The following is a 13,874-nucleotide window of genomic DNA, read 5'->3' on the forward strand; positions in this document are numbered from 1 at the left end:
ACGCGCGTTATCGTGCGCCGAACTGAGCGCCGTACAGGGCGTGTTGGACGAAGGGGAACTTCCTGATGCGTCGAATATCGCGGGTCACGCGTATCGCCGTCGCCGTCACCGGCCTGGCGCTCGCCGCCACCGCCTGCGGCGGCACCAGCAGTGAGAGCGACAAGGGGGGTTCGTCCGGCAAGGGCGACCTGGGTCTGGCCATCGCGTACGACGTCGGCGGCAAGGGTGACCAGTCGTTCAACGACTCCGCCTACGAGGGCCTGCAGAAGGCCCAGAAGGAGTTCGGCTACAAGACGGCCGACCAGGAGCCGAAGGACGGCGAGTCCGACGACGACAAGGCCCAGCGCCTGGTCCAGCTGGCGAAGGCCGGCTACAACCCGGTGATCGGCATCGGCTACGCCTACGGCCCGGCGATGGAGAAGGCGGCGAAGAAGTACCCGAAGACCACCTTCGGCATCGTGGACTCGGTCGTCGCGGGCAAGAACGTCACCTCCCTCGTCTTCGCCGAGAACGAGTCGTCGTACCTCGCCGGTGTCGCCGCCGCCAAGGCCACCAAGAGCAACCACGTCGGTTTCGTCGGCGGTGTCGACAACGAACTGATCAACAAGTTCCAGGCCGGCTTCGAGCAGGGCGTCAAGGACACCAAGAAGGGCGTCGAGGTCGAGGTCCAGTACCTCGACGAGGACCCGGCCAAGGGCTTCGCCAGCCCCGACCTCGGCGAGGCCGCCGCGGACAAGCAGCTGGAGGACGGCGCCGACGTGATCTACCACGCGGCCGGTCTCTCCGGGCAGGGCGTCATCAAGGCGGTCGCCGAGCAGAAGAAGTGGGTCATCGGCGTCGACTCCGACCAGTACAAGCAGGCGTCGCTGGCCAAGTACAAGAAGTACATCCTCACCTCCGCGCTCAAGGAGGTCGGCGGCGCCGTCTACGCGCTGGCCAAGTCGGTCAAGGACGACAAGCCGCTGACCGGCACGCAGACCTTCGACCTCAAGGTCGACGGCGTCGGCGCCGCCGAGTCCAACCCCGAGTTCACCAAGATCGACGGCCTGGCCGACGCGGTCGCCAAGGCCAAGCAGGGCATCGTCGACGGCTCGATCAAGGTGGCGACGAAGCCGTAGCGACCGACGGGCGTCGCACGGACGCGCAGTCGCCGCACCGTCGGGGACGTCATACGTACAACGCCAAGGGCGGGCACGGAACCTCTCCGGGCCCGCCCGTTGTTGCGTTCGGGAAGGGCGCCCGAGCGTGTGTCAAAGGTCCTGCATCGCCCCGATAACGAGATGGACAGAAGGGGTTTTATGTTTTGTCTACGCGCGTTACTCTGCGGCGAACTCAGCGTCGGACCCCTCCGTTTCGGCGCTTGTACGAAGGAGCACTTCCCCATGCGCCGGGTTTCCCGCATAGCGGTCGCAGGCACCGCCACCGCCTCTCTCGCCCTCGCACTCGCCGCCTGTGGCGGGACCTCGTCGGACAAGCAGTCCGACGGCGGCAAGGACAAGGGCCTCGCCATCGCCTACGACGTCGGCGGCAAGGGCGACCAGTCCTTCAACGACGCCGCCTACGAGGGCCTGCAGAAGGCCAAGTCCGAGTTCGGCTACGAGGTCGCGGACCAGGAGCCGAAGGACGGCGAGTCCGACGACGACAAGACCCAGCGCCTGGTGCAGCTGGCGAAGGCCGGCTACAACCCGGTCGTCGGCATCGGCTACGCCTACGCGCCCGCCGTGAAGGAAGCCGCGGCCAAGTACCCGGACACCACCTTCGGCATCGTCGACGACGCGACGGTCGACGCCAAGAACGTCGCGGACCTGGTCTTCCAGGAGAACGAGGTCTCCTACCTCGCCGGCGTCACCGCCGCCCTGAAGACCAAGACCGACCACGTCGGCTTCGTCGGCGGTGTGGACAACGCGCTGATCAACAAGTTCCGCGCCGGCTTCGAGCAGGGCGTCAAGGACACCAAGAAGAACGTCAAGGTCGACGTCCAGTTCCTCGACGAGGACCCGGCCAAGGGCTTCGCCTCGCCGGACCTGGGCAAGGCCGCCGCCGAGAAGCAGCTGGAGGACGGCGCCGACGTCGTCTACCACGCCGCCGGCCTCTCCGGCCAGGGCGTCATCGAGGCCGCCGCCACCGCGAAGAAGTACGCGATCGGTGTCGACTCCGACCAGTACAGCCAGAAGCCGCTGGCGAAGTACAAGCAGGCGATCATCACCTCCGCCACCAAGGGCGTCGCCGAGTCGATCTTCAAGCTGGCCAAGTCGGTCAAGGACGGCAAGCCGGAGACCGGTGTCATCACCGGCAACCTGAAGTCCGGCGAGGTCTCGCTCGCCGACTCCAACCCGGAGTTCAAGAACGACAGCAAGCTCCAGGCCGCGCTGAAGAAGGCCGAGGCGGGGATCGTGGACGGCACCATCAAGGTCGCCGCCAAGTAGGACCGCGAGCCGTGACGCCGTAGAGGCGACGGAGACGCCCGGACCGCGCGTGCGACGCGGTCCGGGCCGACCGGTCGGGAACCGGGTGCGGGGACGTTTTTCCCACCGAGGGACGCTTCTTCCCCGTAACACGTCCGTGGGATCCTGCTGGGACTCGAACTCACTTCTCGCACATCGCTGTTGGGGCGCTACGCGTGTAGGCGGCCCCCCTTCCCAGGAGAGTGCGCCATCGCCACGTCAAGCTCCCCGCCGACCGCCGTCGCCGTAGAACTCACAGGCATCACCAAGCGGTTCCCGGGCGTCGTCGCCAACCACGACATCTGCCTCACCGTCCGCAAGGGCACCGTGCACGCCCTGGTCGGCGAGAACGGGGCAGGCAAGTCCACGCTGATGAAGATCCTCTACGGCATGCAGAAGCCGGACGAGGGCACCATCACCATCCACGGGGAGCAGGTCTCCTACTCCTCGCCCGCCGACGCGATCGCCCGCGGCATCGGCATGGTCCACCAGCACTTCATGCTCGCGGACAACCTCACGGTCCTGGAGAACGTCGTCCTCGGCAGCGAGAAGCTGTACGGGATCGGCGGCAGGGCCCGCCGCAAGATCCTCGAGATATCCGAGCGGTACGGGCTCGGTGTCCGCCCGGACGTGCTGGTCGAGGACCTCGGTGTCGCCGACCGCCAGCGGGTGGAGATCCTCAAGGTCCTGTACCGCGGCGCCACCACCCTGATCCTGGACGAGCCGACCGCCGTGCTCGTCCCGCAGGAGGTCGACGCGCTCTTCGACAACCTGCGGGGACTCAAGGCCGAGGGCCTGGCCGTCATCTTCATCTCGCACAAGCTCGGCGAGGTCCTGTCCGTCGCCGACGAGATCACCGTCATCCGGCGCGGCACCACCGTCGGCACCGCCGTACCCGCGGAGACGACCTCGAAGCAGCTGGCCGAGCTGATGGTCGGCAGCGAACTGCCGACGCCCGAGACCGCCGAGTCCACGGTCACCGACCGTCCGGTGATCGAGGTCGAGGACCTGCGGCTCGCCGCCCCCGGGGGCGGCAAGCCGCTCCTCGACGGCATCACCTTCACCATCCACGCCGGTGAGGTCCTGGGCCTCGCGGGCGTCGAGGGCAACGGCCAGACCGAGCTGATCGAGGCCCTGATCGGCCTGGAGCACGCGGACAGCGGCGCGATCAGGATGCTCGGCGAGGACATCACCGGCCTCGCGACCCGCAGACGCCGCGAGGGCGGCGTCGGCTACATCCCCGAGGACCGCCACCGCCACGGCCTGCTCCTCGACGCCCCGCTGTGGGAGAACCGCATCCTCGGCCACGTCACCGAGAAGCCGAACAGCAGGGGCTTCTGGCTCGACCCGAAGGCCGCGCAGGCCGACACCGAGCGGATCGTCAAGGAGTACGACGTCCGCACCCCCGGCATCGACGTCACCGCCGCGTCCCTGTCCGGCGGCAACCAGCAGAAGCTGATCGTCGGCCGCGAGATGTCGCACAGCCCGAAGTTCCTGATCGCCGCCCACCCCACCCGCGGTGTGGACGTCGGCGCGCAGGCGCAGATCTGGGACCAGATCCGCGAGGCCCGCCGCGAGGGCCTGGCCGTGCTGCTCATCTCGGCCGACCTCGACGAGCTGATCGGACTCTCCGACACCCTCCGGGTCATCTACGACGGCCGCCTGGTCGCCGACGCCGACCCGGCCGCCATCACCCCGGAAGAGCTGGGATCCGCCATGACCGGTGCCGCCTCGGGCCACCTGGAGCACACGGAAGACGGTGCCTGACCATGAACATCCTCAAGCGCTGGGATTCCGAGCGGGTCCTTCTCGCGGCGGCCGGACCGGTCATCGCCCTGGTCGTGGCCTTCGGACTGACCTCGATCGTGCTGCTCGCCTCCGGCGAGAACCCGGTCGAGCCGTTCTCCATCATGTTCGAGCAGGCGACGTTCTCCGACGTCCAGGTGCTGATCATCAATGACGCGGCCGGCCTCTACATCGGCGCGCTCGCGGTCGCCGTCGGCTTCCGCATGAACCTCTTCAACATCGGTGTCGAGGGCCAGTACCGGCTCGCCGCCTGCGTCGCCGCGATCGTCGGCGCGCACATCGCGTTCCCGGCCTTCCTCCAGATCCCGATCCTCATCCTCTCGGCCGCCCTGGCCGGTGCGATCTGGTCCGGCATCGCCGGTCTGCTCAAGGTGACCCGCGGCGTCAGCGAGGTCGTCTCCACGATCATGCTCAACTCGATCGCGGCGTCGGTCATCTCGTACCTGACCCTGGAGGACGCCTTCGGCGTCGCCGTCGGCAACAACCGCACCACCGGCGAGATGGACAAGGCCGGCTGGTTCCCCGGCATCGACATGGGCGACCAGGTGGGCACGATCTACGGCTTCGTGGTCGTCGCCGTCGTCCTCGGCGTCGTCTACTGGGTGATGCTCAACCGCACCCGCTTCGGCTTCGACCTGCGCGCCTCCGGCGCCTCCGAGACCGCGGCCGCCGCGTCCGGTGTCTCCGCCAAGAAGATGGTGCTCACCGCGATGCTCCTGTCCGGCGCCATCGCCGGCATGGCGGGTCTGCCGACCCTGCTCGGCTCCACGCACACCTTCTCCGACTCCTTCCCGGCCTCGCTCGGCTTCAACGCCATCACGGTGGCGCTGCTCGGCCGCAACAGCCCGGCGGGCATGGCGCTCGCCTCGCTCCTGCTGTCCTGGCTCTTCAACGCGGCCGACCCGCTCGACCTCCAGGGCTACAGCTCCGAGATCGCCACGATCATGCAGGGCCTGATCGTGATCGCCGTGGTCGTCTCCTACGAGTCCGTGCGCGTCTGGGGCACCCGCCGCCAGCAGCAGCGCGTCGGCGCCGAACTCGCCGCGGGCCACGTCCTCGGCACCACCGACCCCACCGAGAAGAAGCAGGAGGTGGCCGCCTGATGAGTACGGCTCCCGTTCTCGACAAGCCGGCCGCCGCCCCCGCGGCCCGGCGCAAGCTCAGCCTCCCCGTCCTGCTCCTGGCCGTCGCCGGACTGCTCTGTCTGGTCTCCGCGGTCCGCCTGATCACCGACGCGAACGGCCTGACCTCGGTCAGCCAGATGTCCACCGCCCTGCGGCTCGCCGTCCCGATCGGCCTGGCCGGTCTCGGCGGCCTGTGGGCCGAGCGGGCCGGCGTGGTCAACATCGGCCTCGAGGGCATGCTGATCCTCGGCACCTGGTTCGGTGCCTGGGCCGGTTACCAGTGGGGCCCCTGGGTCGGGGTGCTCGCGGCCCTGATCGGCGGCGCGATCGGCGGCCTGGTGCACGCCGTCTGCACCGTCACCTTCAACGTCAACCACATCGTCTCCGGCGTGGCCATCAACATCCTGGCCCTGGGCGCCACGCGCTACCTCTCCGTCCTGATGTACGACGGCATGGAGGGCGCCACCTCCCGCCAGTCCCCGGCGGTCCCGAACCTCGGCGAGTTCACCGTCCCCGGCCTCGCGGACGCGCTCTCCGACCTCAACAAGCAGGGCTACTTCCTGATCTCCGACATCGCCGGACTGCTCGGCGGCGTCATGACGGGCGTGTCCTGGCTGACCCTGATCGCGGTCGTGCTCGTGCCGTTCTCGTGGTGGGTGCTGTGGCGCACCAGCTTCGGTCTGCGGCTGCGCTCCTGCGGCGAGAACCCGGTCGCGGCCGAGTCCCTCGGCGTCAACGTCTACAAGTACAAGTACATCGCCGTGATCATCTCGGGCGGTCTGGCCGGCCTCGGCGGTGCCTTCCTCTCGATGGTCTCCTCCAACTACTACCTGGAGGGCCAGACCGGCGGACGCGGCTACATCGGCCTCGCCGCGATGATCTTCGGCAACTGGATGCCGGGCGGACTCGCCCTGGGCGCCGGCCTGTTCGGGTACAGCGACACCCTCAAGGTCCGCGGCGGCACCGAGAACACCCACGCGCTGCTCCTGCTGGTCGCGATCCTCGCGCTGCTCGCCGTGGCCTGGCTGATCTGGAAGAAGAAGTACGTCGGCGGCGTCGTCACGCTCGCCGTCTCCGTCCTCCTCTTCTTCTGGTACGCCTCCACCGACTCGGTCCCGAGCCAGGTCGCCACGGCCATGCCGTACGTGCTGACGATGATCGTCCTCGCCCTCTCGGCCCAGCGCCTGCGCATGCCGAAGGCGGACGGGCAGCCGTACCGGAAGGGGCAGGGCACGTGACCGACGCCGACTGGGAGGGCCTGCGCGCGGCCGCGCGCGAGGCCATGTCCCGTGCGTACGCCCCCTATTCGGGCTTCCCGGTCGGGGCCGCGGCCCTCGTCGACGACGGCCGTACCGTCACCGGCTGCAATGTCGAGAACGCCTCGTACGGACTCGGCCTGTGCGCCGAGTGCGGCCTGGTCTCGCAGCTGCAGGCCGGCGGCGGCGGCCGCCTGACCCACTTCACGTGCGTGGACGGCAAGGGCGAGATCCTGATGCCGTGCGGGCGGTGCCGTCAGCTCCTGTACGAGTTCGGGGGCCGGGAACTGCTCCTGGAGACGCCGTCGGGGGTGCGGACGCTGGGGGAGATGCTGCCCGACGCGTTCGGGCCGGAGCATGTGAACTGACCTGTTCCGCAGATGACTCGAGGGCCGTTCCTCCCCGGGGAGGAACGGCCCTCGGCCGTGTCGGACCGGTGGCCGCCGCCGGATCACCCGGACGCCTTCACGTCCGGCATCTATGCGCGTAGAGTCAACGGGCGCACGCAAGCCGGAGCTGGAAGGAATGCCATGGACGTCATCTCCGTCATCCGTACGAAGCGGGACCGGGGCCGTCTCACCGACGCGCAGATCGACTGGGTCGTCGACGCGTACACCCGCGGCGAGGTCGCCGACGAGCAGATGTCGGCGCTGGCCATGGCGATCTTCCTGAACGGGATGGACCGCGCGGAGATCGCCCGGTGGACGGCCGCGATGATCAACTCCGGTGAGCGGATGGACTTCTCGGTGCTGGCCCGGCCCGCCGCCGACAAGCACTCCACGGGCGGCGTCGGCGACAAGATCACGCTGCCGCTCGCCCCGCTCGTCGCGGCCTGCGGCGCCGCGGTGCCACAGCTGTCGGGCCGGGGCCTCGGCCACACCGGCGGCACGCTCGACAAGCTGGAGTCGATCCCGGGCTGGCGCGCGAGCATCTCCAACGACGAGATGATGCGCACGCTGGAGGACGTCGGCGCGGTCATCTGCGCGCCCGGCAGCGGTCTCGCCCCCGCCGACAAGAAGCTCTACGCGCTGCGCGACGTCACGGCCACCGTCGACTGCATCCCGCTGATCGCCTCCTCGATCATGTCGAAGAAGATCGCGGAGGGGACGGGTTCCCTGGTCCTGGACGTGAAGGTGGGCACCGGTGCCTTCATGCGGGAGCTGGACCAGGCGCGTGAACTCGCCCGCACGATGGTGGGGTTGGGCGCGGACCACGGACTGCCGACCGTCGCGCTGGTGACGGACATGAACACCCCGCTGGGCCTGACGGCGGGCAATGCGCTCGAGGTCCGGGAATCCGTCGAGGTGCTGGCGGGCGGCGGCCCCGCCGACGTCGTCGAGCTGACCCTCGCCCTGGCCCGCGAGATGCTCGACGCGGCGGGCCTGCACCACGCCGACCCCGCGAAGGCCCTCGCCGACGGCTCGGCGATGGACGCGTGGCGCCGGATGATCGCGGCGCAGGGCGGCGATCCGGACGCGGCGCTGCCCACGGCCCGCGAGACGCACGCCGTCACGGCGCCGGAGTCCGGGGTGCTGACCCGCCTCGACGCGATGGGCGTCGGCCTCGCCGCCTGGCGCCTGGGCGCGGGCCGCTCCCGCAAGGAGGACCCGGTGCAGGCCGCCGCCGGCGTCGAACTGCACGCCAAGCCCGGCGACTCGGTCTTCGCGGGCCAGACCCTGATGACGTTGCACACGGACACGCCCGAGCGGTTCGACTACGCGCTGGAGGCGCTGACCGGCGCCTACGACATCGCGCCTGCCGGCACGGACTTCACGGCGGGCCCGATCGTGCTGGAACGTATCGCCTGACCTGGCATTTCCTCGTTCGGGTGAAGGGGATCGGTGGACTGCCACCGGTCCCGTTCGGCATGCTGGACCCGGTGACGAGCGAGAGGATCACCGCCATGAGCGCACTCGCCGTCGGGCCCGGGCCGTCCGCCGGCTCGGACTGGGACGCGACCGTCCGCCTCTGGGAGGAGACGGACGCCCCCGAGGGCTGCAAGGTGGAGATCATCGCGGGGATCGTCACCTTGGCACCGCCGCCTTCCGAAGAGCACAACGACGCCGCTGAACTGGTCACCGAGATTCTCTGGCCAGCAGGTCCCAAGGACTGTGGGACCTACCAGACGCTGGGTCTGGTCGCGGCCGACGCCGGGTGAAGAAGGCGCACGGCTACGCGAAGGCGGGCGTGCCCCTCTCCCTGCTGCTGGAGCCCTGGCACTCAGGGCGCCCGACGGCGACCCTCTACGGGGAGCCCGCCAACGGCACCAACCGAGTGCTCGCTTCCGTGGAGTACGGCGAGGAGCTGACGCTGCCCGCGCCCTTCGACGTCACCCTCGACACGAACGTGCTCCCCCTCCGGGACTGACGTCACCCGAGCAACGCCGCCACGACCACCAGCACCGGCACCGAAGCCATCGTCGACAGCAGGATCGACTCCCGGGCCAGGCGCTCGCCCACCCGGTACCGGCTCGCGTACGTGAACAGGTTCTGGGCCGCGGGGAGGGCCGAGGTCACCACGACGTCCAGCAGCCGGGCCCCGGTCAGGCCGAAGACGTACGACGCCAGCGCCCAGGCCGCCACCGGCTGGCCCACCGCCTTCAGGGCCGTCGACAGCAGCACCGGCACCCGGTCGGCACCGCGTCCGCCGGGCCAGGAACTCCCGCACAGGGAGATGCCGAACGCGATCAGGATCGCCGGCACCGACATGTTCCCGATCAGTTCCAGGGGATCGAAGACGGGGGACGGGACGGTCCAGCCCGTCGCCGACACCAGCACCCCGGAGAGCGCGCCGATCGCGATCGGATTGCGGAACGGGGTCAGCAGCCGCTGCGGCCACGTCTGCCGGGTCCCGGACGCCTCCGCCAGATCGAGGATCGTCAGCGCGACCGGCGTCACGACGATCTGCTGGAACAGCAGCACCGGCGCCACCAGCGAGGCATCGCCGAGGACGTACACCGCGATCGGGATGCCGAGGTTCCCCGCGTTCACGTACGAGGAGCACAGCGCGCCGATCGTGGTGCGGCCGACTCCCCAGCGGCGCACGACGGCCACCGTCACGAAGACGCCCGCCATGGCCACCGTGGACAGCGCGGTGACCAGCAGGCTCGGCGACAGGATCAGGGACAGGTCGGCCTTGGCGAGCATCGTGAACAGGAGCGCGGGGGTGGCCACATGGAAGGCCAGCTTGGTGAGCACCTCGCGGCCGCCGTCGCCGAGGTAGCCGCGGCGGCCGATGACGTAGCCGACCGCGATGACGATCGCGATGACCGCGAACCCGTTGAGTACCCCCTGCACGTACTCCAGCCTCGGCCGGGACCGAACCGCAGGTCAACCTTGATCGTTATCAACGTGATCGAGCACACGCCCCGCATCCGGACGGCACCGATGAGTTCCCGTCGGCCGCCCGGTCCCCCTCTACGTGGCTGCTTCCTCGTCTCCTCCTGTCGTGATGGTCGCCGGGCCGATCCGCCCCGGCGACGCACCCCAGTGGTGCGACCGCGTCCGCGCCGCCGCCGAGGCCCACGGGCCGCCCGGCGGAGCGACCGTGATCTGTGATGTCGCCGGGGTCACGACCACCGATCTCGCCACCGTCGACGCGCTCGCCCGGATGCAGCTCGCGGCCCGCCGGGCCGGGGGCCGGATCCGGCTGCGCGATCCGTCCCCGAAGCTCGCCCTGCTCATCCAGCTCGCCGGACTGGCCGGTGCGCTGGGCGCGGACGACTCAGGCGTCGAGGTGGTCCGGGACGCCGAACAGCGGGAACCACCGCTTCGTGTCCAGGAAGCAGTGGAAGCCCGCGATCCGCCCCTCTGAGATCTCCAGGACCTGGATCGCCCAGGGCGTGAACCCGCCGTTGTCCGGGTCCGGCTTGTAGTGGGCGAACGCCGGCGTCCCGTTCGACACCACCGGCAGGAGCCGGGAGTCCGCACATGACGCGCCCATCGTCGTCATGAATCCGGTGATGTCCGGCGTGCCCCGCAGCCACAGGTCGAACGGCGGCATCGTCATGACGGCGTCCTCGGCGAGCAGCTCGGTCAGCGCCTTCATGTCATAGCCCTCGAAGGCCGCGACATAGCGCTCCAGGAGCTTCTGCTGCTCCTCGTCGAGGGGGTCCGCCGTCGCCGAGTCGGCGGGCGGCGCGTCCGCGAGCGTCGCCCGGGCCCGCTGCAGCGCGCTGTTCACCGACGCCACCGACGTGCCGAGCAGCTCGGCGACCTCACTGGCCTTCCACGCGAGGACCTCACGGAGGATCAGCACCGCCCGCTGCTTGGCGGGCAGCTGCTGCAGGGCGGCGACGAAGGCCAGGCGCACCGACTCCCGCGCCACCGCCGCCTCCGCCGGGTCATGGAGCGTCGGCAGTACGCGGGCGTCCGGCATCGGCTCCAGCCACACATGGTCGGGGCGCGGGTTCAACGCGGCTTGGGCGAGCGGGGCCGCGGCCGTCAGGTCCATCGGACGGGCCCGCTTGTTCCCCGCGGTCAGCAGGTCCAGGCACACGTTCGTCGCGATGCGGTAGAGCCAGGAGCGCAGGCTGGAGCGGCCCTCGAACTTGTCGAAGCTGCGCCAGGCCCGCACCATCGTGTCCTGCACGGCGTCCTCGGCCTCGAACGCCGAGCCCAGCATCCGATAGCAGTACCCGGTCAGCTCGACCCGGTGTTTCTCCAGGTCTTCGAGTCCGGCCTTCGTCGCAGTGTCGCTCATGGTCCAACGCCCCCATCGCCGCTGTGAGTCCCAGCACTTCGCAAGCTACCGCAGCCCACTGACAACGGCCCCCGGACCAGGGAAAACCGCAGGTCCAGGGGCCGATGTGGAAACGAACGGGACGGGTGTGCCGATATCAGTGCTGTCGCTGTCGCTGTCGCTGTCGCTGTCAGCTGTCAGCTGTCAGCTGTCAGCTGTCAGTGCGCGGCGACCGCCGTCGCGGCCGTCCGGTGCCGCTGCGCGCGGGCCGCGTAGGTGCCCCACACCGTCAGCGAGACCACGCCGAACACGGCGACGAGACCGAGGCCGACCGTGCCGCCCCAGCCCGCCGCGTGGAAGGCCACGGCGCCGACCGCCGAGCCGACGCTCGACCCGATGTAGTAGGCGGACTGGTACAGCGCGGACGCCTGCGCCCGGCCGTGCGTGGCGGTGTGGCTGACCGACGAGGAGGCCGTCGCGTGCCCCGCGAAGAAGCCCGCCGTGATCAGCACGAGGCCGAGCAGGACGACGAGGATGTTCGGGACGAGCGCGAGCAGCAGGCCCGCGGCCGTCGTGCCGGCGCCCAGGTAGAGCGTGCCCCGCCGGCCGAGCCGCGCGACCAGCTTGCCGGCCGCCGCCGACGAGACCGTACCGACGAGGTACACCAGGAAGATCGAGCCGACGATGCCCTGCGGCAGGGAGAACGGCGCCGCGGTGAGCCGGTAGCCGATCACCGTGTAGACCGCGCCGAACACCATCATGAACAGCGCGCCGATCAGGTACAGGCGGCGCAGCAGCGGATTGGCGAGGTGGCTGCCGACCGTGCGGGCCAGGGCCCGGGGCCGCAGCGAGCCCGGCGTGAAGTGGCGCGGCGCCGGCAGCAGCAGCCGGAAGGCGAGGGCGCAGACGACGGCGAGCACGCCGATCGTGCCGACGGCCGCCCGCCAGCCCCACTCCTGCGCGATCCAGCCGCCGATGACCCGGCCGCTCATGCCGCCGATCGAGTTGCCCGCGACGAACAGGCCGATCGCCGTGACCAGCGCCTTCGGCCGCACTTCCTCCGCCAGGTACGCCATCGCGGAGGCGGGCAGACCGGCGAGGGCCGCGCCCTGCAGGACGCGCAGCGCGATCAGGACACCGAGGTTCGGCGCGAAGGGGACGAGCAGACCGACCGTGACGGCCACGGTCAGCGAGGCGGTCATCACCGTGCGCCGCCCGAACCGCTCGGACAGGGCGCTCAGCGGCAGCACGCACAGCGCGAGCGCGCCGGTCGCCCCGGAGACCGTCCAGCTCGCCGCGCTCGCGCTCGCGCCGAAGCCGGCGGAGACGAGGGGGAGCAGGGCCTGCGTCGAGTAGAGGAGGGCGAAGGTGGCGACACCGGCGAGGAACAGGGCGAAGCTCATACGGCGGTAACCGGGCCCGCCCGGGCTCATGCGCGTATCGGCCACGTCGTCGACGGAACGGGGGACGGCGACCGCGTCGGTGGAGGCGGCCGCCCGGCTACTGGCAGGCATACGAAGAACGTAGGACTCCATGATTCATGCGTCCAATGCATGAACGCCCCATAATCGTTCCCATGGAGCATCAGCACAGGTCACGCTCGCCACTGGTGCGGAACAGTGACACACAAGACAGGCCGAGCGACGAGATCGTGCGGCTGCTCGCCCCACGGCTCGCCTACTTCGCCGGGGTCGCCCGCACCGAGCACGTCACCCGCGCCGCCCAGGAGATGTCGGTGCCGCAGTCGACGCTGTCGCGCGCCATGGTCCGGCTCGAACACGACCTGGGCGTCGACCTGTTCGCCCGCCACGGCCGCACCGTCTCCCTCACCCCCGCGGGCCGCACCTTCCTCGCCTCGGTGGAGCGGGCGCTCGGCGAGGTGGAGAAGGCCGCCGAGTCCGTACGCGCCGACGCCGACCCGGAGTCCGGCAAGGTCGCCTTCGGCTTTCTGCACACCATGGGCACGGAGACCGTCCCCGGCCTGATCCGCGCCTTCCGCGCCGACCACCCCCGCATCCGCTTCAGCCTCGTCCAGAACTACGGCGAGGCGATGCTGGAGCGGCTGCGCGCCGGCGAGCTCGACCTGTGCCTCACCTCGCCCGTGCCGGACGCGCCCGACCTGGTGGCCCGGCGCCTCGACGAGCAGCGGCTCCGGCTGGTCGTCCCCGAGGACCACCGGCTGGCGTCCCGCAAGCGGATCCGGCTCGCCGAGGCGGCCGACGAGGTCTTCGTGACGCTCGAACCCGGCTACGGGCTGCGCCGCATCGCCGACGACCTGTGCGCGGAGGCGGGCTTCACGCCCCGGATCGCCTTCGAGGGCGAGGAGGCGGAGACGCTGCGCGGCCTCGTCGCGGCGGGCCTCGGCGTCGCCCTGCTGCCGCCACCGGCCGTGCCGCGCCCGGGAGTCGTGGAGCTGACGGTCACCGGACAGCGCGCCGTCCGCGAGATCGGCGTGGCCTGGCTGGACGGACACCCGGACACCCCTCCCGTGGCGGCGTTCAAGAAGTTCCTGCTGTCGCGGCGCGGGCGACTGCTGCCGGAGCACGCGGGGCTGTGACCCCCCG

General features: G+C 70.5%; 12 protein-coding genes and 1 pseudogene. 10 read left to right on the forward strand and 3 right to left on the reverse strand.

Annotation, left to right across the window (positions count from 1 at the left end; translation table 11 throughout):
• Positions 1-65: 65 nt before the first annotated feature.
• The 8 genes and pseudogenes from ACVHNB_RS04565 (at position 66) to ACVHNB_RS04600 (ending at position 8,997) form a co-directional block, all read left to right on the forward strand.
• The gene (locus tag ACVHNB_RS04565; protein WP_428952705.1) at positions 66-1,118 is read left to right on the forward strand and encodes a BMP family lipoprotein; all 1,053 of its coding nucleotides are present in this window, start codon (positions 66-68) and stop codon (positions 1,116-1,118) included.
• Between the two features lie 264 nt (positions 1,119-1,382).
• Positions 1,383-2,426, forward strand: a complete 1,044-nt coding sequence (locus ACVHNB_RS04570) for a BMP family lipoprotein (RefSeq protein ID WP_428952704.1) — start codon at positions 1,383-1,385, stop codon at positions 2,424-2,426.
• A 228-nt stretch (positions 2,427-2,654) separates the two neighbouring features.
• Positions 2,655-4,211 (forward strand): ABC transporter ATP-binding protein, encoded by a 1,557-nt coding sequence (locus ACVHNB_RS04575; protein WP_428957569.1) that lies wholly within the window; start codon positions 2,655-2,657, stop codon positions 4,209-4,211.
• Between the two features lie 2 nt (positions 4,212-4,213).
• Complete coding sequence (locus ACVHNB_RS04580) at positions 4,214-5,353, forward strand: ABC transporter permease (protein ID WP_428952703.1); 1,140 nt, start codon at positions 4,214-4,216, stop codon at positions 5,351-5,353.
• The gene (locus tag ACVHNB_RS04585; RefSeq protein WP_428952702.1) at positions 5,353-6,612 is read left to right on the forward strand and encodes an ABC transporter permease; all 1,260 of its coding nucleotides are present in this window, start codon (positions 5,353-5,355) and stop codon (positions 6,610-6,612) included. Before ACVHNB_RS04580 ends, ACVHNB_RS04585 begins: the two co-directional genes overlap by 1 nt.
• 44 nt (positions 6,613-6,656) lie before the next feature.
• Positions 6,657-6,998, forward strand: coding sequence for a cytidine deaminase (locus ACVHNB_RS04590; protein ID WP_456228838.1), 342 nt, complete (start codon positions 6,657-6,659; stop codon positions 6,996-6,998).
• Positions 6,999-7,160: 162 nt separating this feature from the next.
• A complete protein-coding gene (locus ACVHNB_RS04595; protein ID WP_428952700.1) occupies positions 7,161-8,438 on the forward strand; it encodes a thymidine phosphorylase in 1,278 nt (425 codons plus the stop codon).
• 95 nt (positions 8,439-8,533) lie between these two features.
• Positions 8,534-8,997 (forward strand): annotated as a pseudogene (locus ACVHNB_RS04600) (Uma2 family endonuclease).
• Between the two features lie 2 nt (positions 8,998-8,999).
• Here ACVHNB_RS04600 and ACVHNB_RS04605 read toward each other — a convergent pair.
• Positions 9,000-9,926, reverse strand: a complete 927-nt coding sequence (locus ACVHNB_RS04605) for an AEC family transporter (RefSeq protein WP_428952699.1) — start codon at positions 9,924-9,926, stop codon at positions 9,000-9,002.
• A 154-nt stretch (positions 9,927-10,080) separates the two neighbouring features.
• Here ACVHNB_RS04605 and ACVHNB_RS04610 point away from each other — a divergent pair, with 154 nt between their 5' ends.
• A complete protein-coding gene (locus ACVHNB_RS04610; protein ID WP_428957568.1) occupies positions 10,081-10,443 on the forward strand; it encodes an STAS domain-containing protein in 363 nt (120 codons plus the stop codon).
• Here the strand turns inward: ACVHNB_RS04610 and ACVHNB_RS04615 are convergent.
• Both ACVHNB_RS04615 and ACVHNB_RS04620 read right to left on the reverse strand, forming a co-directional pair.
• Positions 10,354-11,331: a sigma-70 family RNA polymerase sigma factor gene (locus ACVHNB_RS04615; RefSeq protein ID WP_428952698.1), complete on the reverse strand. Its 978-nt coding sequence runs from the start codon at positions 11,329-11,331 to the stop codon at positions 10,354-10,356. The two genes, ACVHNB_RS04610 and ACVHNB_RS04615, sit on opposite strands and share 90 nt — an antisense overlap.
• Before the next feature lie 197 nt (positions 11,332-11,528).
• The gene (locus ACVHNB_RS04620) at positions 11,529-12,824 is read right to left on the reverse strand and encodes an MFS transporter (RefSeq protein WP_428952697.1); all 1,296 of its coding nucleotides are present in this window, start codon (positions 12,822-12,824) and stop codon (positions 11,529-11,531) included.
• A gap of 62 nt (positions 12,825-12,886) precedes the next feature.
• Between ACVHNB_RS04620 and ACVHNB_RS04625 the strand changes: the two genes are divergently transcribed.
• A complete protein-coding gene (locus tag ACVHNB_RS04625) occupies positions 12,887-13,867 on the forward strand; it encodes a LysR family transcriptional regulator (RefSeq protein WP_428952696.1) in 981 nt (326 codons plus the stop codon).
• Positions 13,868-13,874 lie beyond the last annotated feature (7 nt).

The organism is Streptomyces sp. YJ-C3, assembly GCF_053891275.1.

Bases quoted from the DNA above. Each gene is read 5' to 3' on its own strand.
- ACVHNB_RS04565 (WP_428952705.1), top strand. From the start codon at position 66: ATGCGTCGAATATCGCGGGTCACGCGTATCGCCGTCGCCGTCACCGGC.
- ACVHNB_RS04570 (WP_428952704.1), top strand. From the start codon at position 1,383: ATGCGCCGGGTTTCCCGCATAGCGGTCGCAGGCACCGCCACCGCCTCT.
- ACVHNB_RS04580 (WP_428952703.1), top strand. From the start codon at position 4,214: ATGAACATCCTCAAGCGCTGGGATTCCGAGCGGGTCCTTCTCGCGGCG.
- ACVHNB_RS04585 (WP_428952702.1), top strand. From the start codon at position 5,353: ATGAGTACGGCTCCCGTTCTCGACAAGCCGGCCGCCGCCCCCGCGGCC.
- ACVHNB_RS04590 (WP_456228838.1), top strand. From the start codon at position 6,657: ATGTCCCGTGCGTACGCCCCCTATTCGGGCTTCCCGGTCGGGGCCGCG.
- ACVHNB_RS04595 (WP_428952700.1), top strand. From the start codon at position 7,161: ATGGACGTCATCTCCGTCATCCGTACGAAGCGGGACCGGGGCCGTCTC.
- ACVHNB_RS04610 (WP_428957568.1), top strand. From the start codon at position 10,081: ATGGTCGCCGGGCCGATCCGCCCCGGCGACGCACCCCAGTGGTGCGAC.
- ACVHNB_RS04615 (WP_428952698.1), bottom strand. From the start codon at position 11,331: ATGAGCGACACTGCGACGAAGGCCGGACTCGAAGACCTGGAGAAACAC.
- ACVHNB_RS04620 (WP_428952697.1), bottom strand. From the start codon at position 12,824: ATGCCTGCCAGTAGCCGGGCGGCCGCCTCCACCGACGCGGTCGCCGTC.
- ACVHNB_RS04625 (WP_428952696.1), top strand. From the start codon at position 12,887: ATGGAGCATCAGCACAGGTCACGCTCGCCACTGGTGCGGAACAGTGAC.